Raw genomic sequence first — 26,458 nt, forward strand, 5'->3', positions numbered from 1 at the left:
AAATTAGAAGGAGACTTCAATTCCGAACTGCACACGGCGGGGTTCGGTATAGAAAAACGGATTGTCGTAATACCCGGGATCAATCTGTGCCGGCTGGTTTTCCGGCAGCGGTTCATCAGCGGTACCTGAGTCAGCAAAGACAAAGTTTACATTACGGGTATCGAGCAGATTGTAGATATTCAGATTGGCGCGCAACGTCGCACCCCCGATTTCCATACCCCTGTAAAGATTGATGTCAAAAGTGAGCCCATCAGGCTTTCGCAGACTGTTCTGCTCAAAATAGGTCAGAGAAGTTATCCCGGTGCGCGTTGAATAAGTGGCATCGGCCGTATAGGGTTCACCGCTTTGATAGCGGCCGATCAGACTTGCGCCCCAGTTCTGGCTTGCAAAAAACATGGTTGCATTGAGCTGATGGCGGCGGTCCCAGTCCAGCGGCTGCAGCATCTGCGTCAGTGCGGTTCCCGTAGTATCTCCCCGGGAAACAGCAGCATTGAATTCGGCCTGCGGATCGGAATTGGTGCCTTCGGCAACCATAAAGGTATAATCAAACAGCATGTTGATTCTGCGGCCGAGCTGCTGCGTCAAAGTAGCTGTAACACCTTTTACATTGGCGTAGTCGCGGTTCACCCAGGTTCCGTACCGGATGCCGGGATTGGAAGTGAGTTCGGTTGGTCCGGATGAAATCCAGTCACGTATATCACGGTAAAAGCCGCTTACCTCAAGTACCGTACCGGGAATCAGCTGCTGCTGCAAGCCCAGTTCATACTGGATGGTCTGCTGCGGTTTCAGGTCCGGATTGCCATACACCCCAAAGATTCCCGATGTCTGCGGCATCACTATCCGGTCTCCGTTGTAAAGCCGCTCATATTCCGGTAACTGCAGAAAGTATCCGTAAGAAAAGTGGATGACACCGGTTTCGCTGATGGGATAGGCCACACCAAGGCGCGGACTCAGCTGGAACTTCGGATCCGCCGAGGTCCAGAAATCATCATGACGGTCATTTGGTAATTCAAAGAGGTCAGGATCCTGCGAATCGGCCGGTATGCGGCCGTTTGGCTCAAAATATTCAAACCGGAGGCCGGCGTTGATAATCAGGCTCTCATACTCGATGCGATCCTGAATAAACGCACTCAGGAGCCAGGGCCGGCGGGTGTAGTATTCTCTTCTTCTGCCGTCGCGGATAGGCACTCCCAGATCATCGGTATCCGGAAGAGGATCAATATTCGGCCCTACCGGCTGAAGCGAAAATGCATCTCTTTCGATTACATCCTGCTGAAACTCCACCCCTGCTTTGATCTGGTGGACAGGGTTGATCTGACTGGTGATGTCTCCCTTGAGGATATATGTGGTCGTAGTTCGTTCTTCCACATAATTATCTGTTCCGATGATGCTGAACCTTCCTGATCCCCCGGCATATCGTGACGGCAGTTCCGATATCCTGTCCGGATTGAAATAACGCGGATCATTCAAATCATCAAAGAGCCGCTGTTCAAAGTGATTGGTACGCATTGCGGCATTGAAGTTCATGTAGGTGTTTGCACTCGGCGTGATGGTAGCGCGCAAATTATTGTAGTAGCGCGTGCGGTCAAATGTGGCTACACCTCCCGGCACCAGCCGGTTGTTATGGCCTCCTCCGGCATCACCTTCCTCGATAGAGTAATTTCCGATAAGATTAAGCCGCAGCCCGCGGAACACATTCCACTGCAGGTTGTATTGTCCGGTGAAAGAGTTGAACTGCTGCATCGGAACCCGCGTACTGTCCCGCTCGCCCGAGTCGGTGTAATAAATCCAGTTGTCGTCTTCGTTGATGATATCAATCCAGGGAAGATCACCATCAATGCGGTCGCCAAAGCGATTGACAGGATTGTCCCTTGGTACTCTTGGAAATTGCGGACGGCCGAAATCATCCGTCCCTTCCAGCATGGGACCGTAAGGCGTGTAGGCGTTTCTGCCATAAAACCACCCGTCGGTTTCAAAATAGCGTCCGCTGACAAAGAACGTCAGCCTGTCCCGCATCACAGGCCCGGAAAGGCTTCCTTCGATATTGTATTGGTTTGAGAGTCTCAGGTCGCTGATATTATGGGCAACACCATCGTATAAATGGCGGTCAGCAGACAGATAGTCCCCTGCCCATGTTCTGATGCTCCCCTGATAGTTATTGGATCCGGCCCGTGTCGTAACATTGACGATTCCGGACATGGCCTGACCGTACTCGGCGTTATATGCGCCGGAAACCACCTGAAGCTCCTCAATATTCTGGTTTTCTATGCGCACTCCCAGAGAGCGGTCAAAATCGTCGGTCACGCGTATTCCATCGACGATATAGGCTACTTCTGTTGCACGGCCGCCGCGTATGTGAATCTGTCCGGTGCTGCTTTGCGTTACCCCGGCCTGAAGGCTGAGCACATCCCCTACTTCCTGAACAGGCATGGCTGACAGCTGTTCTCTTGATACGCGGGATTCCGAACTGGTACGGTCGCGGGTGACGATGTCTCTGGTTGCCTGTACTACGATTTCCTGACCTTCAAAGACGGCTTCCTGCAATACGATATCAAGATTGGTACGCAGGTCGCTTTGCACCAGAACATCTTCGATAAACTTGGTTTGATAACCGATGTAACGGACAACAAGGGTGTATGTTCCCGGCCGCACATTGAGAATCCGGAAGTTGCCGTCCAGGTCGGTTGATGCACCCCGGTCTGTTCCTTCGATCATGACATTGGCACCGATAAGCGGTTCGCCGTCATCGGCATCGGTTACTTTTCCCGATATGAATCCCGCTTGCGCAAGGGCTGTTCCGGCGGTAAAGAGTATCAGAAAAAGAGTAATGTGAAGTCTGTATAGGTGTTTCATGTTGTTATTTGCTGATTTCTGTCGGTCACAGGAGGTAAGGACCCGTTATGCTTTTCTTTGCTACAGTTTCAAATCCACTTCATCAATGCGGTCGTAATGCACCCTGGCATTGTGCCGCTCTTTGGTCTCCCCGATAATATTCCTGCGCATTTCCATGACATACATTTCAGTCAGGTTATTCATTATCCGGGGCTTAGCCTCTTCAAATGTCATGGGTTCGGCTTCGCGGACACCGAGGCATTTAAAGAGAAAAATCACATCGCTGGTCATCTCAAACGGCCCTGCAAGTTCACCCGGCTGGATTTCAGACAGCGCAGGTGATATCGATCCGAAATTGGAAACCGGTGTATATCCTATTTCACCGCCCACCTGCTTGGCTTCCTCGTCGAATCCGTACTTCATAAGTGCATCCTGAAACGACATCCCTGCCTGAATGGCGTCCCAGGCTTTCTCGGCGGTATCCATATCGCGTACAGCCAGTTCGGCTACATTCACCTCTCTCGGATACATGTACTGGTCGGGGTTATTGTGATACTCTTCTGCCAGCACATGGGCGGGTATTTCCACTTCAGATTCTAGTGTGCGGTACAGCCTTCGGTTCAGATAGTTCTGGAAGGTATTTTCTACCGAAAGGGCAACCAGCTCTTCATCATAATGCGGACTGTTTTCATAGGCGTTCATAGCATAGGCACGATAGGCAACACCTTCGACCAGATTCCTGAAGCTATGCCGGTTGTCGATATTCCGGCGTGTTTCAAGCGGTGTGTACCAGGTTTCCTGAAGAAGCATTTCCACCGTAAGGTCGAATCCGTCGTGTGACGCCACTATGCTGCCGTAATACTCCTGCGGGACGCGCGAGTGAAAACCCTCGGTTTCGACATCGGCAACAGGATCAACGCCAAGATGTCCGTCCAGCCACTCCCGGAGATCCGCAAGCAGCTGCTCGTCAAAGCTGTAAGCATCAATTATCTCATCCATATGCTCCCGTTGACGCAATTCTGCTTTTTGCCGGATGGCCAGATCACGGATACGGTTTTTGTTCTGAGCATACTGGTATTCCGTGATGATAGGAGTCGTGATCCGGTCGGTCACCTTGATGATGCTGAAACCGCGGCTGGTTCGCACCGGGTCGGAAATTTCTCCGACAGCCATGGAGTAAGCCGTGTTTTCAAAGCCGACATCCATATCATCCACCGTGAAATATCCCAGGTCGCCGCCGGACTCTCTCAGCGACTGCGAATCAAATATATCGCGGGCAAGTTGTTCAAAGCTGGCACCGTTTTTTACCAGCTGATGCAGCGAGTCGGCCGTTTCCCGGTCCGGTGCATATAAATGTGAAGCACGGAGATGGGTATTGTAACGCAGAAACAGCTCTTCAAGATCAGACTCTTCAATGCGGATATCAGACTTCAGAAACGATTCCCTGAACTCATCCATCATAACCTGTCGGTAAATCAGGTTTTTCTGATGCAAGCCCTCATAATCTTCGTGCCAACCCTGATCAATTCCGTGCTGAACGATGGAGTAAAAGCTTACTCTCTGGTCGAGGATTTCTCTCAACACCGACGGGGTTACCTGCAATGCCTGTCCCGAGCGATCAAATACATTTCTGAACGCACCGAGAAATTCCTCGCTGGTAACGGTATAGTCGCCGATCTCCGCCATGGGCAGCACCTGCTCCTTGTCTGATGACTTACGGGAACAGGAAAGCGGCAGTGTGACGAGGATTAGCAAAACAACTGTCAGTACGGCATGCATGACAGGCAGAGCGGGCCGATCATTCATCATATTTCTGTAGCATATTTTCTAAATAAATGGCTTTATTTGACGCATGTGAAGCAAAAGTTACCGAAATATAATGAAAGCGCTTACATATTCAAATAGTTTTTACATTTATTTTAAATAAATTTTACACATACCGTGCCGGAACGGGTTGTTCAGATATGGTCTTTTCCGCCGCAATCTGACAGCAGGAAAAGAATTACGGAATCATTGGATGGCATTGCGTCAGCAAAACCGGATTATTAATCGCCGTAAAAATCAGGCGTTGCCGGCTACAGATTTTTTCTGCCCGTAATTTTTCACGACATAGTCATCCAGCATTTTCCGAAATGTCTCTCCTATGTGATCACCTGTAAGAGTGGAATGATGTTCCCCGTCGATATAGACCGGAGCTTTGGGCTCTTCAAATGTTCCGGGCAGCGAAATACCGATATTGGCATGCTTGGACTCTCCTGGTCCGTTCACCACACATCCCATCACAGCGACATTCATATCCTCCACACCGGGATACACCTCCCGCCAGATGGGCATCATTTCGACGATGTAGTTATGAATCTCATCGGCCAGTTCCTGGAAATAGGTGCTTTTCGTCCGGCCGCATCCGGGGCATGCAGCAACCTGAGGAATAAAATTGCGGATGCCCATTGATTGCAGAATCTGCTGGCAGACTCGTACTTCTTCGGTCCGGTCTCCGTTGGGCATCGGCGTCAGCGAGACCCGGATGGTTTCTCCGATCCCCTTCTGCAGCAGTACCGACAAGGCCGCAGTACTGGCTACCACTCCCTTGTTTCCCATACCGGCTTCGGTAAGTCCTAAATGGAGCGGATATTCGCACAAACCGGACAGACGGCTGTAAGCTTCAATCAAATCCTGAACACCGGAAAGTTTGCAGCTCACGATAATCTTGTCGGACGGGAGCCCGACCTCTTCAGCCAGCGCCGTTGAACGCATCGCACTTTCGATCATGGTGTCCATCATGACCTCTTTGGCTGATTTGGGCTCGGGCAGCTCGTTGTTGCAATCCATCCGTTCCGCAAGCAGCTGCTGGTCAAGTGATCCCCAGTTTACCCCGATCCGCACCGGTTTATCCCACTTTATGGCCTGCTCAATGATCGTGACAAAGTTTTTGTCGCGCGACCGGGTTCCGGTGTTGCCCGGATTGATCCGGTATTTGGCAAGCAGCCGGGCACATTCGGGATATTCCGTAAGCAGAACATGTCCGTTGTAGTGAAAATCCCCGATAATCGGAACATTGACGCCTCTGCTGTCGAGTCCTTCAATTATAGCAGGTACCGCTTTGGCCGCCTCTTTGTTGTTCACGGTTATCCGGACCAGCTCCGATCCGGCAGCGGCAAGACGGTGAACCTGTTCAATAGTTTCGGGGATATCGGCCGTATCCGTATTGGTCATGGATTGTACGACGACCGGAGCTTCACCGCCTACCCGGACACCTCCGACATCAACTGGGATGGATTTTCTGCGAATCATTTCACTTTGGTTGTAGAATTCTGATTTGGCTGATCACTGCCGGACTTGAAGTCATCACCGGTCTCAGAGCCTTCGGGTGAAGCCGTTCACATTATCCGGCCGGATTTCGATATACAAAACTTCAATTCTTCTTGCTTAGTTCGAAAAGAAGTCGTTTTTCTTTATCCGTCAGACCCTCGTATCCCGATTTCGAAATTTTGTCCAGTATGCGGTCCAGTTCACCCTGATTGTTTTCCTCAACAATTTCAGCATCCGTCACAGCACGCATATTACCCTTTACCGGTCGACCGGGACCTCTTCCCATGCTTCCGGATGCGGGCCGCGACTTTGCGGATCCCGTTGATGCCGATGATCCGCGCGGGGACCGGGACCGGAACCTTTGCTTGATCTGCTCAATCCAAAGATCGTAATTATAGCCCTGAAAGTACATTTTCAGCAGGACATATCCCCACAGGGCACCTCCAAGGTGGACGATCCGGGCGACATTATCGGCCGATGAGATAAACAGCAAGTCAATGGCGATGAGTCCGGCCACCAGAAAGCGCGCTTCGATAGGCGGGAGGAAAAGAAGCATGATGGGAATGCGTGGAAACAGCATCGCAAAGGCGACCATCATTCCAAATACGGCGCCTGATGCTCCGATGGTGATCGTTGCACTGAAGAAGGGGCTGAAAACAAGGTTGATTAGCGCGCCGCCGATTCCCGACCCGAAATAGATCACAAGAAAATTGCGCGAGCCCAGCTGCTGCTCCACCGGCCGGCCCATCCACCAGAGCCAGAGCATATTGAAAGCGACGTGCAGCACGCTGCCGTGCAGGAACATATAGGAGACCAGGCGCCAGGGCTGCATCAGAGAAGTGCTCCACTCCGGCATAAAGCCGAACGTGGCGATAACGGCATTGACGATGGCTCCGCCGCCGAAAGCCATCAGCAGGCTCTGAACCAGAAAAATCACCACATTAAGCAGCAGGATTCTGCGCAGAGCCACAGGCATGCCAAGATACCCGCGTTTTAGTGCACTTCCGAAACTGTCGTCATACATGGACATAGCCGCCATTTACACCTTTCATACAGATTGCTGGTTACTCATAATTTCCTTTGATCCCCCAGAGGCGGATCAACAGATAACCTACGACCATTCCTCCCAGGTGAGCAAAATGGGCGATGCCCGTCTGCAGGTTTGCGACACCATTGAAGAGTTCAAGCGCCCCGAAAATCATCACAAAATATTTTGCCTTGATTGGGATAGGCAGGAAGATCAGCATGATCGGGCGGTTCGGAAACATCATGGCAAATGCAAGCAGAATGCCGTAAACAGCGCCGGATGCTCCGACCATGGGCACATCGGCAGCAGTCACAGCCATATGCAGCAAAGCGGCACCCACACCGGTCACAAAATAGTATATCACAAAGCGGCGGGTTCCCCACAGGTTTTCGATGCTCTGGCCAAACATCCACAGTGCAAACAGGTTAAACAAAATGTGTCCGAAACCGCCGTGCAGAAACATGTAGGAGACAAACTGCCATGGCATGAAATTGGGATGCCCCAACGGCCAGAGCGCTCCGAGTCCGAACACGTAATTGGCCAGCCCGGGTGTCATCAGGGCCAGAAACACCAGAAGATTGATGATCAACAGGTGCTTGATGGCGGGTGGAAACAGTGAAAAGCTTGTACTGGTCTGATATGGATCGCCTTGGTAACTCAAAACAGATGTAAATTAAAATTGCTTATATGTGACAGTTGTTGAAATATAACCCTGCTAAAGAGCCATACTTTCTTTTTATCAAGACAGATAATATACCACTATTTATCGGGAAATGCGCTTGCCTGCATCGTTTGAAACAATGCGCCAGTATGCATTGATCCCGCTCAGCGTGACACCGGGAATACCCTGTCCCGGGTACACGGTATCTCCGGTAAGGTACCAGTCCTGAAACGGTGTTTCAGCGGGGGGCCAGTCGAGCAGCGAGCGTTTCATGCTTTGGGGGATGCCTCCGACCCTGCCCTGATGGCGGTAAACCCAGTTTTGCCAGGTAACCGGTGTACCTTCGAACTGAACGGTAATGTTGTCCTTGCGGAAACCGGGGAGCGACTGTTCAAGTATGTCCAGAATGGCATCCCGCGCCCGGGTTTTTGCCGCTTCGTAATCATCGCCTCTGGTAAACCAGGAGGTGGTATCGGTATGGCAAGAAACATTGAGTACGCGGTATCCTTCCGGCGCCCGCCGGGTATCGCCCCGGGCTGACAGTGTTACAAAAACCGAGTCCGATCCGGCTTCCGGAACCGGGTTTTCAAGATGGATCTGATGATGAAGCGTCAGATCATCGGGGTATGTGTCCTTCGTTGCGATACCCAGGATGTAGGCGCCCCAGGCACGGCTGAATTTATCAGCCTGTTTGGTAAACCATGATTTTGCAATGCCGGATGTCACTTGCGGAATATTCCAGACCGGAATATTGCACACAACACGGTCACAGAAATAACGCGCATGGCCTGCGGTGACCACGTATGCCGGCTTGTCTTTCAGTTCGGGCACATCAGAACTTTCGCCGGCCGGGGTTTCGCTGCCTTGTTCACCGTTTGAGTAAAACTCTTCGCGTGTGAAGATTCTGTTCACCTTGCTGCGCGTTTTCACCACGCCGCCTCTGTCACCGATATACTTCCTGAGTTCTTCTATCATTTGGAGGAAGCCGCCGGGGACATTGTAATTGGAACAGCTTGTATATGCAAGGCCCGGCGCGCCGAACAGAAACGGGGTGTCATCGCTTTTGCTCTGAGCGGTAATCATAAGCTGCTCATCTATGAAAGCGCGGAACTTCGGGGTATCAACTCCTAAAGAGCGCATAACCTTGCGTACACTCCGGAATGCATACTTCAGCAGCATCACATCCCGGACAGAATTACGGGTAGCAAGCTCCACCCACTCCCGGAATCCACGGGGTGGGAAAAACACATTTTTTTCAGACAATCGCCAAACGGCATCGCTGACTTCGAATGCCCTGCGCCAGAAGCGCTGCTGTCCGATGGCATTCCCGAACACCCTGGATGCTTCCATAATCCAGTAGTCCCGATTGGTATACCGTGTGATTACATCACCGTTCATCCTCACGGTCATGGGCGGATCAATCTGCTCTTTCGGCAGGGTGATATCCAGCATCTTTTCCAGCCGCGCCAGGGGCTGATGCTTGTCGAAACCGATGAGTGTTGTTGCTCCGGTTTCAAATATATAACCCTGTCTGTAATATGAAGAACTGCAGCCGCCCGGAACGCTTGCCGCTTCCAGGACCAGCACCTTGTACCCGTCACGTGCCAGCAGCGACGCCGCAGTCATCCCTCCCATGCCGGAACCGACGACGATCACATCGTATTTTGGATAGCTTTGCGTGCTCATGAAAGGTGGAACAACACCGTGTAATCTCCCGTTCGAGAATAATTATCAGCTGAAACATATTTCGCTTCGTATAGTGTTCAGGATACGACAGATTGCATATCATTGGCAAGTGCCGGATTATCTACTTGTGTATCACTTTCGATTTTCCCGTCAAAAAGATTTATGATACGGCGGCTGTGTTTGGCAACATCAAGTTCGTGCGTCACCACGATGATGGTGTGACCGGCACTGTGGAGTTCTTCAAACAGCCTCATGATCTCCTCGCCGGTTTTGGAATCCAGGTTTCCCGTGGGTTCGTCGGCCAGAAGAATGGACGGATTGTTGACCAGTGCACGGGCTATTGCCACACGCTGCCGCTGCCCTCCTGAAAGCTCATTCGGCTTGTGGTCAACTCTGTCCGACAGGCCAACCCGATCAAGTACATCCAGCGCCCGCTTTTTCCGCTCAGAGGATTTAATTCCGGCATAGATGAGCGGCAGCTCAACATTCCCCAGGCAGTCAGAACGGGGAAGCAGGTTGAATGTCTGAAAAACAAATCCGATCTCCCGGTTCCGGACGTCTGCGAGATCGTTGTCGGTGAGATTGCTCACATCCTGTCCGTTCAGATGATAGGTGCCGTGAGTAGGGGTATCCAGACAACCGACGATATTCATCAGAGTGGACTTCCCGGATCCCGAAGGACCCATTATCGATACGTATTCGTTCCTGTGAATGTCAAAGTCGACCCCCCGCAGCGCATATACTTTCTGCATTCCCATAACATACTCTTTTTTGAGGTCGCGGATGGTTATAATGGGTTCTTTGTTCATGACAGTATCTTGTTGTGGTTGCTGGTCCGGTTAAAAAATGTTTGCGGGATCCTGTTTTGGGGGGCTGTTTGTTACCGGGATGCAATTCGTATCTGGTTGCCGTCCTGAAGTTCCCTGGAAAGTACCCTGTAGTTGCCCGACACCACCCGGTCACCCGGCTGAAGGCCGGAAAGCACATGAATAAAACGATCGTCACTTATCCCTGTAATGACTTCGACCATGTTTGCTTTGTCATCGTCAACACGGAAGACAACCCGCCTCATGTCTTCTTCATCGATTTCGGTGGTATCCGGATTGCCGGCGCTGAAATCCCGCATGGTGACAGCCTGCAGCGGCACCGAAACAACGTTCTCTTCCCGAACTGTTTCTACATCCACGGTAGCGGTCATTCCGGGCTTGAAATAGGCAACGGGCTGCCGGATGGCCACTTCGCTGTCCTGAAGCCTGACCATGTCGGACCGGTCCCACGGAGCTCCTGACTCACGGGTATCCGGGTTGTGAGGACTGAGAATCCTGATTTTGACCGGGTATTCCGTTATCTGTTCAGCGGTGCCGTCACCGCGGGTGATGGCGGAGTTGGCGATTTCGGTGACCACGCCAATAAATTCCCGGCCGGGATAGGCATCTACTTCTATGCGTGCCGTGTCATCTTCTGCAACATAGACAATATCGTTTTCATTGACATTTACCTGCACCTCCATCTGTTCCATCCGGGCAATCCGCAGCATCTCCGTGCCGGCCATCTGGATGCTTCCCACCACACGCTCTCCGCGCTCAACATCAAGCCGGCTGATGGTTCCGGTCATGGGAGCTTTGATTGTGGTCTGACGCAGCTCTTCTTCAATCCTCCTCAGCTGCGCCCTGGCATTATCGACCTGATAGACACTGGCATTGAAACTGGCCACTTCCGCTTCGTGGGTTCTGCGCGCATTTTCATACTCGAGCTGTGATACCATCCCCTTGTCAAACAACGTCTTTTTCTGCTCAAATTCGTTTTGGGCTCTGAGTTTTGACGCCCGGTTCTGCTCCATGCGGGCTTTCTGTCCGAGTATGGTCGCCTGCATTTCATCTTTTCTGGCCTGTATGATATCCGGACGTATGCGCAGAAGCACATCGCCTTCATGCACAAAATCCCCTTCTCTGACATTCAGTTCGATGATTTCCCCTGAAACATCGGGCGCTATCTTGACTTCGGTTTCGGGCTGGATACGGCCTGTAGCAGTAACGATACGTACAATATTTCGCTCGGACACCTTCGACACTTCGACGGAATGACCAACCGGCTCGCCGCCAATCCACCCAGCGGCCCTGCCTATGAAGACAAGAACAACCAGACCTGCAAAAGCCAATCCTGTTACAAGCCAAATTCGTTTTCCGGATTTTTTTCGAGAAGCCATGATTCAAACTGTTTTGGGGAGTTGCATTCTGTTTTGTGCAGCGGAGCAGGAATCGTGCATTTTAAATCTTCCCGATGTTCTGTCCTTTCTGATGTCTGCAATGCCATGATACGTCATGCAATCAGGAAGGTTTCAGTACTTCAAAAAATTTCTATTCCGGATGTACTTTTCCCCTTATTCTTTGCCAAACTAATAATTTGCTCAGAAATAAAACTTCAGCACCGGCCGGATGCCGTGGCGCATCCGGTATCCGGTGTCAATAATTCCGGTAATGTAACGCAACGGGGCTGGCGTTACTCGGCCAGTGCATCGATTTCAACATCCATGGTCAGGCGTCCCAGAAAGTAGTCAAGCACCTTTTCCTGAAAAATAAACTGATACATTGCCTGAATGCGGTTGGAGCTGGCCTGGATGAACTCATTATTGGCATTGGTCAGCTCAATAAGGGTCGCATTTCCGACATTATACCTTTCCTGTTCGGTTTCATATGCTTTCTCGGCGGCAATAAGTGCTGATTCGGTAGCTTCCAGCTCTTTGGCATAGCCTATATAGTCATTATAAGCCTGCTGGAGCTCAAGGAAGACCTCCTGACGCAGATCTTCAAGCTGAAGTTCAGCATCCCGGAAATCAATCTGACTCTGCTGAATCTGATTGCTTGTCTGCCTGCGGTTGAAAATAGGTATGCTGACATCGAATGACAGCGAACGGTTGATGTTTCCGTCAAAAAACTGATCGGAAAATGGCAGTATATCATCTGTTGCAGGATCCCGCTGCTGGTCCCTGTAGGCGGTCGATACAGAGCCGGAAAGACTGAGTTCAGGAATCCGTGCTCCCCTGCTGATACTGAGGGCATACCGGGCCTGCTGCACATCCAGTTCGGAAGCGCGGAAGTCCCGTCGGTTTTCCAAAGCCACAGAAATTAGTTCGCTGAGGTCATAATCTTCTACGACAAGCTCCTCTTCCTGTATCCCCGGGGCTACAAAATCATACTCACCGAGCGGATCGAGCTGAAGAAGCCGTGCCAGCCGCAATTTATTCAGATTCAATGCATTTTCAGTTTGAATGACACTCAGCTCATTACTGGCGACTACCGACTCCTGGCTGTATTTGTCAACCACGGGCCTCATCCCGACATCTACCTGCGCTTCAACCTGCTCCAGCTGTTTGCGGCTGGCTTCGAGATTTTCCTGTTCAATCTCCAGCAGTTCAACGGACAGCAGCACATCCAGAAATCTGGCGGCGGCATCAAAAATTATCCCCTCCTTGGTCCGCTCAAATCGCTGCTCTGCGCTTTCCTTGCCGACTCTGGCACTGCGCAGTTCGTTGATATTGCGCATCCCGTCAAATAGAACCACGCTGGTGGAGATGTTGCCACTTAAGGTATTCGTGGTGAAATCGTCGAATTGTCCTGACACCTGCTCAAATTGTCGTCCGATGGTGCGGGTTCCGCCAACGGAAGCATTGAGATTAGGCAAAAAGTCTGCCCTCTGACTGCGATAATCACTTTCAGAGCGCTCAATATTACTTTTGCTGAGCTTCAGTTCGATGTTGTTTTCAACGGCAATTTCAATTGCTTCTTCCAGTGTTATGCTGCGGACTTCCTGGGCTTCTGCTGATGAGAAAGTCAAAATCAACAGAATAGTGACGATGGCTGATAATGTTTTCATTATGGCAATTGTTCTTGAGTGATACATAAATCAAAAAAGTAAACGGTACCTTCCTGCTAATCCTGCTATTCCCGCTAAGAGGTTTAGACGATAATCAACAAAGGAGGTTGCAAAAAAGTTACTTGTCAGTATGAATTTCTTCTTCATTGCGGTTGTCAACCGCCTCCTCGATACGTTTCATTATATATCTGACAGTACGCTGGGCAGCAAGCTTTTTCAGTTCATCTGCAAGCAGCCCTGAAAATAAACCCAGTGATGAGGGCGCCTTTTTTTCCGATGAATCTTCTGCATCTGAGAAATCGTCTGTATGCCGCATCCCTGTTTTGCGGGCAACAAGAAATCCTGCAACTACGGCAGACCCTAAAAGCTGAAGCGGATATTTTTCAATCCAGTAACGATAGTGAACCCTGCCAAAGAATGACCTGCGCACTTCCGTCAGGGAGGATTCAATTTCCGTCTGTATTTCCGCCATTTCCCGCCGCAGTGCCTGCTTGCGGGCTCTGAGCTCTTTTATGTCCGATGATTTTGTTCGTTTTTGTTCCATTCTGATATCAACCGGTAGAATGTTTGGATTGCCGTCTCTCCGATTCGTCTGTTTGTTCTCCATCCGGCCCGGATGATTCCTTACTGGACTCGTCCATTTCAATGCTTCCGAGTTGTTCTGCCAGGTCTTTCATAAACTGATGGAGCATTTTGTCCCTAGTGGCGTTAACCATGGAGCGGGGACGGCGGAAAAAAAACATCAGTCCGATAAGAAGTACCGGAGCAGCCACAACGATAAACCCCAGACTTTCGCTGTCCAGAAGCTCTCCTACGAAATTTGACGCCGCAAACAGGATCAGAATCAGCCCGAGCCCCAGAAAGACAATTCCGGTTATCCTGTAGACCGCATGGGCAATGACGCCTGTAATCCGCTCTCCCATTTCAAGTGTGAAGAGCTCGATTCGCTTCTCGACCAGCGTTTTCAGTTCACCCGGCAGTTTTTTCAGGTTTTTCAAAAGTGAGTCATACTCTTCGGGACTCATTCTTTTCTCCCTCTTTTAGTGATTTTTCCGATCAAAAAACCGGCGAGCAAGGCAATTCCAACTGATCCCAGCGGGTTGGTGCGTACCATATGAGCCAACCGGGCTCTTGCATCATCCAGTCGCTGCTGAAACTCGTCATCCTGCCATGTGTCCTGCGCCTGTTGGGCAAGTCGTTCCAGTGTATCAAGTACGGGATTCATATCTGATGGGTTTAGTAATTTCAAATACCGGCGAAACACAGCCTGTTCACATTCTTTGCTTTAGAAAATAATGAATTCAGCGTTAAATGCTAAGCTTCATTCGCAGAGAGGTTTATTCGAATCTCAGGCTTTCGATCGGATCAAGCCTGGCGGCCTTCCAGGCCGGATAAACCCCGAAAATCATTCCGATCAGGGTCATTCCGGCAATACCCGCCACAATGGAAAGGACCGGCAGAACAAATGTTGTGCCCATAATGACGACCAGGATATTTCCTGCCGCAATTCCGAGAAACATCCCGATCAGACCTCCCAGCTGACACACGATAATCGCCTCTGTCATAAACTGGATGGTGATATTTTTTCTGTTGGCACCTACAGCTTTTCTGATCCCGATCTCTCTTGTTCGTTCGGTAACCGACACCAGCATGATATTCATCACCCCTATTCCCGCCCCGAGCAGCGCAATACCTCCCACTACAAATCCGAACAGATACAGTATGCCGGTAAAATCATCGAAAATCCCTCTCAGGGATTCATTTGTTTCGATTTCAAAGTCATTTCCGCGGTCGGGCGGCACCTGGCGGATCACCCTCAGGAGTCCCGTGGCTTCATCCACGGTCTCATTGATCAGGGTTACCGAGGGCGCCCTGATCTGCAGGTTGATATTGTGATCCCGGCCGTAGACGGATGCCAGCCGGGAATACGGCAGCAGCACAAAATTGTCGAGTGACTGTCCGAATGCGGATCCTTTTGATTCAACCACCCCAATAACGGTGTAATGCTGCCCGTCAATCCGGATCCGCTTGCCGGCCGGGTCGCTGCCGGAAAAAAGGTCGGACCGGATGTCAGCGCCGATGATGGCATAAGGCCGGGCGTGCTCGATATCATCCCTGGTGAAATTCCTGCCCTCTTCAATGTCATAGGCGTTATTTGCCAGCGAATATTCATTTCCTCCCCACACCGTGACATTGGGCTCGGTATTGCTGTTGCCCTGATAAATCCTCTTGCTGCTCAGATTGACTTCCGGGGAAATGGCCCTGGCCAGTTCCGACATCTCCCGGAGTTGTTCATAGTGCCGGAAAGTGATCGGCTGCCGGCGGGCATGGCTCTGATCATGTCCGGTCATTACGGTTGGACGGGTGGTGATGTTGATCACGTCACTTCCCATCAGGGTCATGGTGTTCTGGAAGTAGTTGTCGATGACCCGGACGGCTGTAGATGCGCTTATAACCGCAAATACTCCGACAACAATGGCAAGCAGCGTCAGCGAAGCTCTTGTCTTGTTGGAACCAAGAGCACCGAATGCCATTTTTATGATTTGCCAGAGATTCATGATTTTCCTCACGAGTAGCGCAGTGATTCAATGGGATCGGACTTGGCAGCCTTGTGGGCCGGCAAAAACCCGAAAACCAGTCCGGTAATCGTTGTGATTACAAAAGCCAGCAGGATAGTGTTTATGCCCAGATGCGCAACGAAATACTGATTGATGGCATATACCGCCACGCCCGAGAGCATAATGCCCAGTATGCCGCCAATAAAGCAGATGACTACCGACTCCACCAGGAACTGCTGCAGCACTTCCCGGTAGCGCGCACCCACGGCTTTCCGGATGCCTATTTCGCGCGTCCGTTCCTTGACCGATACATACATGATATTCATCACTCCGATCCCGCCGACAAACAGCGACAGAGCCGTCAGAAAAATTCCCACACCGTAGATGGCGCCGGTCATGGCACGATACTGCTGCTCGAACATATCCAGGCGATTGATGGCAAAATCGTTGTCTTCGGCAGGATCAAGCCTGCGGATCTGCCTCATGATGCCTTCAATTTCGTACTGACCTTCTCTGAGCGCCTGATCGTTGTCAAACTGCACCCGGATGGAAATACCGCGATGCAGCCCGTAAATATAGCGGAATGTGTTGATGGGAATTATGGCCATATTGTCGAAACTCTGCATTCCCAGAAAATTTCCCTGGCGCTCCAGAACCCCGATTACCTCGAAACGTCTCCCGCCAATGCGAACCCTCTGTCCGACCGGATCGCGCCAGTTAAACAGGGCATCAGCAACATCATGCCCCAGAATCACCACATTCCTGGCGGCATGATCCTCTTCTTCGGTAAAAAAGCGGCCGTCTGATATCTCTATGGCTGAAGTGCGGATATAGCTGGCGGTAACTCCATCAATCTGGACCTCTTCGGCTGTTTCATCGCGGTATGTCACGCTTCCCCGCCTGGAAGCTTCGGCGGAAACGGCTGATGCCCAGGTGCTTCTGGCAGAAATCTCGGAGGCATAGGTTACATCCATCTCCCTGCGATTGACATAATCCCACCAGCGATACTCTCCTCCAAAACCCCAGGGCCATTTCTGAACGAAAACCACATCCTGTCCGAGCATCTCCATGCTCGATTCGAACGACCGGTTGATCCCGTCGATAACGGTAACCATAGTAGTTACCATCACAATACCTATAACGATACCGGAGGTAGTCAGCGCGGAACGCAGCTTGTTGCTCCAGATGGCATAGAGCGACAGACGCACACCCTCGTAAATGCTGCGAATTCGAATAAGCATGATTAGACCGGAGTTGCGGTGCAGAATTAAACCGTATACTGTTGAATAACGTCTGTAATGACCTTTTTGCGGCTACAGTTTGCATCTTCTACGTACAAAACCGGATCCGGGTTTCAGGAAATTTTGATGCGCGCGCTGCCCGACTGCTGCGAATGGTTTCAGTGCCGGATTGAATCACGTCTGGTCTTTGCGGTTGAAATCAGGTATTTTTGATAGATCTTATGCAGCATGTGGTTTTGGCATCCGGCCGTTTTATCTGGCAAAATTCGCCGGCCGTTACAAGCTGCAGAGACCTTCAGTGGCTTCAGTGGCTTCAGTGCTAAAATACGAATCAAACCAACTGCAAATGAAACTTGACATCATGGCAATTGCAGCCCATCCCGACGATGCCGAGCTTTGCTGTGCCGGCACACTTGCCGTGATGACAGCGTCCGGGAAAAAGGCGGGGATCCTGGACCTGACCCGCGGAGAGATGGGGACAAGAGGTACGCCTGAAATGAGGGTTCAGGAGGCGCAAATAGCTGCAGAAATACTTGGTTTGTCTGTCAGGGAAAATGCCGGACTGCCGGATTGCGGTCTGGAAAACACTGCCGGACACAGAGAGCAGATTATCAGGACCGTACGCAAGTACCGGCCGGATATCTGCCTGATCAATGCCCCCGAAGACCGGCATCCCGACCATCGCAATGCCGCCAGACTGACACTGGACGCACTCTTTTATGGTGGTCTGACCAGGATTGAAACAACGGACAGCGAGACCGGCGCATCTCAGGAGCCCTGGCGCCCGTCTCACATCCTTCACTTCATGCAGCACTGGCCGTTCCAGCCGACCATTGTCGTCGACATCACTGCTGCCATCGAAAAAAAAGAAGCGGCCATCCGGGCGTTTTCTTCGCAATTTCTTGATGACGGGCCGGATGACAGCGAGCCTGAGACATTTGTATCAAGCCGCCGTTTTTTTGAAGCAGTTCGCGGACGATCCAGAGAATACGGTCAGCAAATTGGAGTGACGTTCGGTGAGCCGTTTCTCTACTACGGCGGACCTATTCCCGCCGGAAATCTGGATTTTCTGCTTTCCACACAACCGATCCGGTAACCTGTCGCAACCCGGAACTTAGTCGTCGTCCGGCTCTTCCGCACGACGTGTGCGGTCTCTTTTAGGAGCAAACCGCTCACTCCAGGCTTCCAGCTGTTCTTCCGTCAGGATTTCCGAGAGTTTTTCCTCGAGCTCATCCTGCAGCTGGTGATGTTTTTCCCTGATCTTTCTGTATGAAGTCACGATATCATCCCTGACCTTGTGGCGATGCTCTTCCAGCAATGAGAAAAAGTGTTCCGCTGTTTCTTCGGACAGATTGAGCTCATCTTTCAGTCTTTTTCTGAGTTGCTCATAATTTCTTGCCTCTCTGTCGCGCCTGTACTCTTCACGCCGCCACTCACGGTCTTGTTCATCACGATCTCTTTGACGTACTTCATCTTCGTTTCTGCCGTACCTTCTGTGGTCCTCATCACGCTCACCGGCTTCGGTGCGTCTTTGATCGCCGTCCCTTTCTGCCAGTGATCTTTGACCGGCACCTGCTCCTTCTCCGCGCCCTTCACGGACCAGTTCATCCTGCCCTTCAGCCACGGTATCATCGGGCATATCGTAGGACATCTGAGCCGTATACGCTCCGGGCTGGACACTGCCGCGCAAAAGGTATCCGGCTCCGATACCGATCAGGAACGTCAGCAGAAAAGCCAGTGCAATTGTAACTTTTGGATTTTTACTCATAATATCTCACGTTGTTTCATCAAGCCAGTAACATTTTCACAGCCGGTCCGGATGCAAAGTCACAAATCCTCATACAACCAGTGATTGAGCTCGGACATTTCTTCATCATGTACTCCAAAATAGGATTCCATCTGCTCCTCAAACGAGACATCAGAAGCAGTCGTTGTCATCTCAATGCCGGTCAGCACGACGATTAAAAGCACACCGACTGTGATGACGTATTTCCGGAACCAGCTCCAGACAAGGTGCTCGAGCGCGAATTGATCACCGGTTTCGGCTTCTTTCCTGCGGTGGAACCTGCTTATGTCCGCATTGCCGGGTTCCGCCGCGTGCAGGTCCTGCATTTGCCCGAAAACCCCCTTTTCGCTTTTTTGCTCAAGCATCCAGAGGTGGTCATCCCAAAGTGAGGGATCATACGCCATTACCTCTTTTTTCAATTGCCGCAGCTCGTCTTCTTGCAGCAAACCATCCTGGGCGTCGATCAGTCTGCTTAAGAGGTATTGTTTTTTGTTCGGACGTTTCATGTGTTTAAATGTTTGGATTTATGTCGTCACATGTAATGTCATGACCGTATGTAATCATGCGCCTGTGTGTCCGGATTTCAGCCGGTCATGATCATTTCATGTTAGGAGGAGATGGATTAATAATCAGTTACAACGGTAATCAGTATGGTTTTTGTGACTAAAGGTAATTTTTGGATAGCGCATTACGCATCGGTTTCAAATTGATGATGAACACCAAGCCGCATCAGCTCTTTTTTGAGCCTTTGCCTGGCTGTAAATAGTCTGCTTTTCACGGTACCGACGGATATATTTTCAATTTCTGCAATTTCATCATATGCCATTCCTTCCAGATCCCGCATGGTGATAATCAGCCGGTCTTTTTCCGACAGGGCGGCAAGTGCCTCATGCAGCATTTTCTGCCGCTCCCGCCGGTCCAGCGTTTCATCACCCGCTTCACCGGAATCAAACTCTACAGGTTCTTCTTCCGCATCACTCCACCAGAAAATCCGGCGCTGTATTTTGTTGCGACGCAGTGCATCCAGTACGGTATTCCGGGCAATCTGATAGGTCCAGGTGTACAGGCCGCTGCTTGCGTTGTACAGATGCCGCTTGTTGTACACCTTGAGGAAGATATCCTGTGTCAGATCTTCCGGATCGATTCCGCTCCCATGCACCATAGCTCGCACCATGCGGTAGATGCGCGGATAGAACTCCGGCAGCCGCTGGTTCAGTTCGTGCTCGGTCAGTGTGTAAGATGACATCAGGTGATTTCACTTTTCTATCTCACCCTGAAAATGTTAAAATGTAACAGTTTGCACATTGCCGGCTTTCGGTGAATGATTTCAAACCTTGCTCAACAGGTTAGACGACCGGGCGCGCAAACAGTTCATTTTTTATTTCAAGGGCGACTCGGGAAAAAGAATCCGGCTTCAGCTCAGAAACTTTTCCGGAATAATTTCCTGAATTCGTTGTTTCATGAATTGGTAAATATCGGAATTTCCTGCAACAATTCGCTTTCCGAAAAGCCAGTTTTCTTTGCCGTGCCAGTCGGAAACCACTCCGCCGGCCTCACGGATCAGCAGGCTGCCGGCGGCGACATCCCAGGCAGAAAGCCCGTACTCGAAAAAACCGTCACATCGTCCGGAAGCGACCAGGCAAAGATCGTAAGCGGCACTTCCCGGACGCCGGACACCCTGGGTGTCATGCATAAACGACTTGAACAGTTCAAGGTAGGCATCCACCAGCTCCAGGTCACGATAGGGAAAACCGGTGGCCAGCAGTGATTGCTGCGGTTCCGTGATATCCGAAACAGAAATGCGCTCTCCGTTGAGCCAGGCTCCTTTCCCGGATTCGGCGGTGTACCACTCATCACGATTGACTTCAAGAATCAGTGCGGTCTGCGGCTTTTTATGCTCCCACATTGCAATGGATATGCAGTATATCGGCACGCCATGCGCGAAATTGGTGGTTCCGTCAATTGGATCGATGATCCATGTGCGCCGGTCTGTGAGGCTGGTCTCACTTGCCGATTCTTCGGCCAGAATGTCATCATCCGGAAAAGCCTGGCGGATGACACTGATTATCACTTTTTCCGCCGCCTCGTCAGCTTCGGTAATCAGATCGTTCTTGGCCTTCAGCTCCACATTCAGCCGGGAGCGGTTTTTGTCGTAATATCTGATGACATCCCTGGCTTTTTCGGCAGCAAGCCGGGCCGTTTTCAATGTTTGTGACTCCATCTAAAAATATTTATTGATTATTGGGATAACCCTGAGCGATCAGGATTCTGCCGGAAACAATGTTTCTGATGCTACGGTTTCAAACCGGTTGCGCTCGCGACGTGCTTTCCGAATCCATTCCTGAATCTGTGCTTTGCGGTCGGTATCGGCATAAGGATAATCATCCAGCAGCCTTTGATGCAACTGTTCGAGGAATCGTATTCTTATTGTCTTCAGCGCCCCGCGTGCCGTTTTGAACGGATCGGCATCTTTGTGAATATTGTAGCCGCGCTTTTTCATGCCAAGCTCGCTGATCCAGTACCGCTCCAGCACGATTTCACCCACCAGTTCGGGGTAGGGATGTTCCCTGCGGCTGTATGCCTCGACGGAAATTTCCTCACCGTTCTGATAACGCTGCATGATGTCCTCATAAAAAGCTTTCAGCTGCGGATCTTCGAAATATTCTTCGCTGCAGTGCATACCGATAAAAGAAACCAGCTTGTTTCCGAAGGTAAGCATCAGGCGGATGAGCTCTTTTTCGTACTCCGGGCGCCTTACCGGTCCGGCCGTATCGCGGCTGGATGAGCGGGTCGCCTCCGGAAATCCGCCTTCAGCAGCAGGAACACCGCCTTTAGGCCCTGAGGGTATGTTTTGGGATGCGGCAGGTTGTCCCGGATCCCTGCCCGGCTGCTTTTCCCCCTGTTGTTCACGATTCGGCTGCGTCTGTCCGGCTTCGGGATGATGTGTGTGCCCGTGACCTGGCATACGGCCGTGTCCGGAGCCGGAATCGTGGCCGTACCGGGGCTGCGGACCGGCTTGCTCCCGCCCCGGACGCGATGAGCGCAACCGGGCGCTTTTGCGGATGCGGTTCCGGACGATCTCCAGTTCCTTTTGAAGTGTCCTGTCCCCGATCCGGCTGATTCTGCTCAGTTCCTGTAAAAAATTCATCCGGGAAACCTCGTCCGGCATTACGGCAATGGCTTCAAGCATTTCGGTGATGATTTTCCGCCGGTCCACAGGGTCATCCCACCGGCCCTCTTTTTTCGCCAGCGAAACCAGGTATCTCAAAAAATCCATAGTCTCTTTCTTCCTGAGCTCCCGGAACCCTTCTTCACCGTATTCCCGCACATAGGAGTCGGGATCCTCCCCCTCAGGCAGCGTCAGCACCCTCACGGCCATCCCGCCTTCCAGCGCAATCGAGATCCCCCTCACCGCAGCCCTCACCCCGGCAACATCCGCATCGAAAATCATCACAACCGTATCGCCGTAGCGCTTCATCACACGCACCTGATCCGGTGTCAGCGAGGTCCCGCTGGTCGATACCACATTGCCGATCCCCGCCTGCTGAAGTGAGATCACATCGGTATACCCTTCCACCAGAATAACTTCCCCCTCCTTGCGGATGTCATTCCTGGCCACCTGAATGCCGTAAAGCACTTCGCTCTTGTTGTAGACCTGCGTCTGCGGCGAATTGATGTACTTCGGGATGTTTTTGGCGTCGGAAAGGGTGCGGCCGCCGAACGCGATGACCTTTCCGCTCGGATTGAAGATCGGAAACATCAGACGGGCGCGGAAGGTGTCGTAATAGCCGGAACCGCGCTCACGGGCTTTGAGCAGCCCCGCTTCCATAAGATAGTCCCGGTTGATTCCGGCATCAGATGCAGCTTTAAGCAAGCCATCATAGCGGTCGGGCGCATATCCCAGACCGTACTTTCGCACCGTTTTCCAGGGGTAGCCGCGCTTCTGCAGATAATCCCGGACGTGGGCGGCTTCGTCGGAATCAGCCAGATTGTTGTAGTAAAAATGGCCGGCAAATCTCAGTGCGTGGTAGATACCGTCCTTGAGGTACTGATTGGGATCGTAGGACTGCTCCTCCTTTTCCGGCAGCACGACATTGTATCGCTCCGCCAGGGTTCGCACCGCTTCCTCAAACCCGACACCATCCACCTTCATCACAAAATTGAACACATCGCCGCCCTCCCCGCATCCGAAGCATTTGTAGATTCCGAGTCCGGGTGACACACTGAATGATGGTGTTTTCTCGCTGTGAAACGGGCACAATCCGGTGAAGTTGCTGCCTGTGCGGCGCAGCTTGACGTGATCAGAGACGACATCCACGATGTCGGCTGCCTGTCTTACTTCTTCTTTTTTATCGTCCGGAATCATATTGTGCCTGTGCGTCGTTGTTGATTATCTCTCTAAATTGCGTCTTTGCCGATTGCCATTCAAGCCAAATGCGAAGTTTATTGCAAGTGGTTTGGCAACTGAATTCTGCTGTCGGTATATTCCATGCGATTTGTAAACCGAACCTCAAAAAAAGTAATGGCATGAGCGTTTTAGTTGGAAATGACACGAGACTGGTTGTACAGGGCTTCACCGGAAAGGAAGGCACTTTTCACGCCGAACAGATGATCGCTTACGGGACCAATGTCATCGGCGGGGTGACTCCGGGAAAAGGCGGCTCCAGCCATCTCGACAGGCCGGTATTCAATACCGTGGCCGATGCGGTCAGGCAGGAAGGCGCCAACACATCGGTCATATTTGTACCGCCGGCATTTGCCGCTGATGCCATTACCGAAGCGGCCATCAATGGCATCGGGGTGATTGTCTGCATCACCGAGGGCATCCCGGTGAAGGATATGATCGTCGCAAGGGAAGTGGTCCGGCGCCACGGAGCCACGCTCATCGGGCCGAACTGCCCCGGAATTATCACTCCGGAACAGGCCAAGGTCGGCATCATGCCTGCCAATGTATTCACACCCGGACACATCGGGGTGATCTCACGATCCGGTACACTCACGTATGAGGCTGTCGACCAGCTTACCAAGGCCGGACTTGGACAGAGCACGGCCATCGGTATCGGCGGTGATCCCGTAATCGGAACCAAACATCGCGATGCCATTGCCCTGTTCGAAAATGATCCGGAAACCGAGGCTATCGTCCTGATCGGGGAAATCGGGGGTACCGATGAAGAGGAAGCTGCCGCCTGGGTCAGCGAGAATGTCAGCAAGCCTGTCGTTGCATTTATTGCCGGCCGCACAGCCCCTCCCGGCCGCCGCATGGGTCATGCCGGAGCTATTGTCAGCGGCGGAAAAGGAACAGCCGACGACAAGATAAAAGCGCTCAGTGAAGCCGGCATCACCGTCAGTGAAAGTCCGGCGCTTATCGGTCAGACCGTAAAAGAATTGCTGTAGCAAACACCTCCAAATTCGGCTGCTGGTGACAACGCAATCAAACGAGGCCAAACGGGACGTCCCCCACTCAGCAACGCGGTTCTCGATGACGCTGTATATTTCGATGCCGGTTCTGGCATCGGCCTGCTCTATCGTGATGATTGCCCATTTTGTGCTGCTGGCAGAGGGGCGCATCGGGGAGGAAGGCACCTACGGAGACATGTTTGCTTACATTGCCCTGGCCGAATCCATGAACTTTTTCAGCACAGAAATTTCGTCTTTCCGGATTCTTGTGCCGGTTATCAGCGGCACCATTGCCGGGTTGTTCGGATTGACGGGCGAGGAAAGCCTCGGGCTGCTGACCGGATCGCTTAACTTTATTTACCTGCTGGCTGGTTTCGGGCTGATGTATTACCTGTCGCTTAAGGATAAAAGTACAAATTCGCTTGAGGTGGCCATCCCCCCGTTTTTGATTCTGACGCTGCCTGCATTCTGGCAGGGTGTTTTTCTCCCGGTACCCGATGCCCTCATGTTCACTGCATTCGGGCTGGTCCTTGTCGGCGTGCTTTTGCAAAATTGGGTCATCCTGCTTCCGGCGATGATTGCGGGAGTATGGGTTTCGGAGTACCTGTTCCTCGGACTTTTTTTATTGCCGCTGACCGATATGCTCCGTGGACGGCTGTGGATTCAGGGATATGCTTCCGTTCTGGCTGCGGCATTGATTTATCTTGCTGTTCCGCTGTTTACGAATGTACCCGATGCTCATCTGTTTTTCCGGCCCGGTGAGTGGCTCAGCCACATCACCACACGGCTGTCCGAATCCGAGAGTACGGTCCTGGGGGCATTTTTCAGAAGCTTCGGACTTGCCCTGGCCTTTTTTGCTTACCGAATTTTTGTGATGGGCTGGAACAAAACAGTAACTGTTCTCTCCTGCTGGTTTGCCATCATGTTTGCAGTAAGTTACTTGCTGGCTCCGGATAACGCCCATCGCATTATGTTCATGATCATGCCCGCACTGGTACTCTGGCAATACCGCTTGCAAACATTCAGCTCCATGAACATCCCCCTCAGTCGTGCGGATGAGTCACTCATGGGATAAATGGAAAAACCTGCCATTTTGTTATTTTTATCTCATTATTGTTGCCGTCTTTGATCCGGGACATAGTCCGGCAGGACCCCCGTGTTTTCAAATTCAGAAACAAAGCGGAGCATAACGCCCGGAAGTCCGCCGGATCATTATCATTTAACCTAAAACCAATGTAATATGGACCTGCAACTCAAGGATCGCCATTTTGTCGTTACCGGATGCAGCTCCGGGTTTGGCAAGGCTATTACGAATGCCTTGTGCCGGGAAGGAGCGCGTGTTACCGGTGTTGCCAGAAAACAGGACCCCCTCTCCAGGTTGCATCAGCGATGGCCTCATCAGTTCAGTCCGCTTCAGGGCGACCTGACCAGGTCCGAAACACTGGACAGGCTGGTTAACATGGTCAAGGGAAAGTCGCTTCACGGACTGGTGCTGAACTCCGGCGGACCTCCGGCAAAGCCGGCCATTCATACAAACATTTCTGAATGGGATGAGGCTTATCAGTCCGTCTTCCGGTGGAAAGTTGACCTCGTGCTGCGACTGATGCCCGAATTCCGGAGCTCCGGATATGGCAGAATTCTTTTTGTTGAGAGCCAGTCCGTCAAACAGCCCATCCCTGTGCTCGCCCTGAGCAATGCCATGCGTGCCGGCGTTGTGGGCTTTGCAAAGTCGCTGTCACGAGATGTCGCCTCCGAAGGCATAACGGTAAATGTGCTGGCTCCCGGTCCTCACGACACTCCGGCTATTGAGCGCGTCATTGCCTACCGCGCCGGGCGAAGCGGAGAAGATACGGCCGAAGCACGAAAAGCCATGGAAAAGGCGATTCCTGCCGGCAGGTTCGGTACGGCAGAAGAGTTTGCCGGACTGGCGGCGTGGCTTTTGTCGGAACACTCGGCATATGTGACCGGACAGACCATCAGCCACGACGGCGGCAACATCAGCGGTTTGTTCGGATGAGTTTACGCTTTATCATCAGTTTGAATGCAATAAAATGACGCTAAAACAGATATTTTAAATCAAAAACAGGC

Annotated in this window: 22 protein-coding genes and 1 pseudogene; 4 read left to right on the forward strand and 19 right to left on the reverse strand. The window is 51.6% G+C overall.

Annotated features, from left to right (window positions below):
- Nucleotides 1–3 precede the first annotated feature (3 nt).
- The 14 genes and pseudogenes from NATSA_RS00905 to NATSA_RS00970 form a co-directional block, all read right to left on the reverse strand.
- Nucleotides 4–2,853, reverse strand: a complete 2,850-nt coding sequence (locus NATSA_RS00905; protein ID WP_210509490.1) for a TonB-dependent receptor — start codon at nt 2,851–2,853, stop codon at nt 4–6.
- A gap of 60 nt (nt 2,854–2,913) precedes the next feature.
- A complete protein-coding gene (locus NATSA_RS00910) occupies nt 2,914–4,641 on the reverse strand; it encodes a foldase protein PrsA (protein ID WP_210509492.1) in 1,728 nt (575 codons plus the stop codon).
- 252 nt (nt 4,642–4,893) lie between these two features.
- Nucleotides 4,894–6,129 (reverse strand): annotated as a pseudogene (gene ispG, locus NATSA_RS00915) (flavodoxin-dependent (E)-4-hydroxy-3-methylbut-2-enyl-diphosphate synthase); the annotation flags it as partial.
- A gap of 115 nt (nt 6,130–6,244) precedes the next feature.
- Entirely contained in the window at nt 6,245–7,180 is a 936-nt protein-coding gene (locus NATSA_RS00920) for a rhomboid family protein (RefSeq protein ID WP_210509496.1), read from the reverse strand.
- Between the two features lie 25 nt (nt 7,181–7,205).
- Entirely contained in the window at nt 7,206–7,829 is a 624-nt protein-coding gene (locus tag NATSA_RS00925; RefSeq protein ID WP_246481549.1) for a rhomboid family intramembrane serine protease, read from the reverse strand.
- 102 nt (nt 7,830–7,931) lie between these two features.
- On the reverse strand, nt 7,932–9,515 hold the full coding sequence (locus NATSA_RS00930; protein ID WP_210509498.1) for a phytoene desaturase family protein: 1,584 nt from the start codon (nt 9,513–9,515) through the stop codon (nt 7,932–7,934).
- A 77-nt stretch (nt 9,516–9,592) separates the two neighbouring features.
- Entirely contained in the window at nt 9,593–10,324 is a 732-nt protein-coding gene (locus tag NATSA_RS00935; protein ID WP_246481551.1) for an ABC transporter ATP-binding protein, read from the reverse strand.
- Nucleotides 10,325–10,395: 71 nt separating this feature from the next.
- On the reverse strand, nt 10,396–11,721 hold the full coding sequence (locus NATSA_RS00940) for an efflux RND transporter periplasmic adaptor subunit (protein WP_210509500.1): 1,326 nt from the start codon (nt 11,719–11,721) through the stop codon (nt 10,396–10,398).
- Between the two features lie 293 nt (nt 11,722–12,014).
- Nucleotides 12,015–13,388 carry a TolC family protein gene (locus NATSA_RS00945; RefSeq protein ID WP_210509502.1) on the reverse strand — a complete coding sequence of 458 codons (1,374 nt, stop codon included), beginning with the start codon at nt 13,386–13,388 and terminating at the stop codon, nt 12,015–12,017.
- 118 nt (nt 13,389–13,506) lie between these two features.
- Nucleotides 13,507–13,932: a hypothetical protein gene (locus NATSA_RS00950; protein ID WP_210509504.1), complete on the reverse strand. Its 426-nt coding sequence runs from the start codon at nt 13,930–13,932 to the stop codon at nt 13,507–13,509.
- Nucleotides 13,933–13,939: 7 nt separating this feature from the next.
- The gene (locus NATSA_RS00955) at nt 13,940–14,413 is read right to left on the reverse strand and encodes a phage holin family protein (RefSeq protein WP_210509507.1); all 474 of its coding nucleotides are present in this window, start codon (nt 14,411–14,413) and stop codon (nt 13,940–13,942) included.
- A complete protein-coding gene (locus tag NATSA_RS00960) occupies nt 14,410–14,613 on the reverse strand; it encodes a 4-alpha-glucanotransferase (RefSeq protein WP_210509509.1) in 204 nt (67 codons plus the stop codon). The genes NATSA_RS00955 and NATSA_RS00960 overlap by 4 nt, the downstream gene beginning before the upstream one ends.
- Nucleotides 14,614–14,725: 112 nt before the next feature.
- Nucleotides 14,726–15,946, reverse strand: a complete 1,221-nt coding sequence (locus tag NATSA_RS00965; protein WP_210509511.1) for an ABC transporter permease — start codon at nt 15,944–15,946, stop codon at nt 14,726–14,728.
- 8 nt (nt 15,947–15,954) lie between these two features.
- Nucleotides 15,955–17,187, reverse strand: coding sequence for an ABC transporter permease (locus tag NATSA_RS00970; RefSeq protein ID WP_210509513.1), 1,233 nt, complete (start codon nt 17,185–17,187; stop codon nt 15,955–15,957).
- Nucleotides 17,188–17,533: 346 nt separating this feature from the next.
- Here NATSA_RS00970 and bshB1 point away from each other — a divergent pair, with 346 nt between their 5' ends.
- On the forward strand, nt 17,534–18,283 hold the full coding sequence (gene bshB1, locus NATSA_RS00975) for a bacillithiol biosynthesis deacetylase BshB1 (RefSeq protein ID WP_210509515.1): 750 nt from the start codon (nt 17,534–17,536) through the stop codon (nt 18,281–18,283).
- A gap of 18 nt (nt 18,284–18,301) precedes the next feature.
- Here the strand turns inward: bshB1 and NATSA_RS00980 are convergent, their stop codons facing one another.
- The 5 genes from NATSA_RS00980 to dnaG form a co-directional block, all read right to left on the reverse strand.
- Nucleotides 18,302–18,955, reverse strand: a complete 654-nt coding sequence (locus tag NATSA_RS00980) for a hypothetical protein (protein ID WP_210509518.1) — start codon at nt 18,953–18,955, stop codon at nt 18,302–18,304.
- A 59-nt stretch (nt 18,956–19,014) separates the two neighbouring features.
- On the reverse strand, nt 19,015–19,479 hold the full coding sequence (locus tag NATSA_RS00985) for a hypothetical protein (RefSeq protein WP_210509520.1): 465 nt from the start codon (nt 19,477–19,479) through the stop codon (nt 19,015–19,017).
- A gap of 182 nt (nt 19,480–19,661) precedes the next feature.
- Nucleotides 19,662–20,219, reverse strand: coding sequence for an RNA polymerase sigma factor (locus NATSA_RS00990; protein WP_210509522.1), 558 nt, complete (start codon nt 20,217–20,219; stop codon nt 19,662–19,664).
- A 168-nt stretch (nt 20,220–20,387) separates the two neighbouring features.
- Nucleotides 20,388–21,194 (reverse strand): inositol monophosphatase family protein, encoded by an 807-nt coding sequence (locus NATSA_RS00995; RefSeq protein ID WP_210509524.1) that lies wholly within the window; start codon nt 21,192–21,194, stop codon nt 20,388–20,390.
- A 39-nt stretch (nt 21,195–21,233) separates the two neighbouring features.
- Nucleotides 21,234–23,339: a DNA primase gene (gene dnaG, locus NATSA_RS01000; protein WP_210509526.1), complete on the reverse strand. Its 2,106-nt coding sequence runs from the start codon at nt 23,337–23,339 to the stop codon at nt 21,234–21,236.
- A 161-nt stretch (nt 23,340–23,500) separates the two neighbouring features.
- On the opposite strand from dnaG, the gene sucD reads away from it, so the two are divergent.
- From sucD to NATSA_RS01015, 3 genes are all read left to right on the forward strand, one after another.
- Nucleotides 23,501–24,367 carry a succinate--CoA ligase subunit alpha gene (gene sucD, locus NATSA_RS01005; protein WP_210509529.1) on the forward strand — a complete coding sequence of 289 codons (867 nt, stop codon included), beginning with the start codon at nt 23,501–23,503 and terminating at the stop codon, nt 24,365–24,367.
- Between the two features lie 25 nt (nt 24,368–24,392).
- Nucleotides 24,393–25,445, forward strand: coding sequence for a hypothetical protein (locus tag NATSA_RS01010; protein ID WP_210509531.1), 1,053 nt, complete (start codon nt 24,393–24,395; stop codon nt 25,443–25,445).
- Between the two features lie 165 nt (nt 25,446–25,610).
- Nucleotides 25,611–26,387: an SDR family oxidoreductase gene (locus NATSA_RS01015; RefSeq protein WP_210509533.1), complete on the forward strand. Its 777-nt coding sequence runs from the start codon at nt 25,611–25,613 to the stop codon at nt 26,385–26,387.
- Nucleotides 26,388–26,458: the final 71 nt, after the last annotated feature.

This window comes from Natronogracilivirga saccharolytica, assembly GCF_017921895.1.
In the GTDB taxonomy this organism is placed as follows: Bacteria; Bacteroidota; Rhodothermia; order Balneolales; family Natronogracilivirgulaceae; genus Natronogracilivirga; species Natronogracilivirga saccharolytica.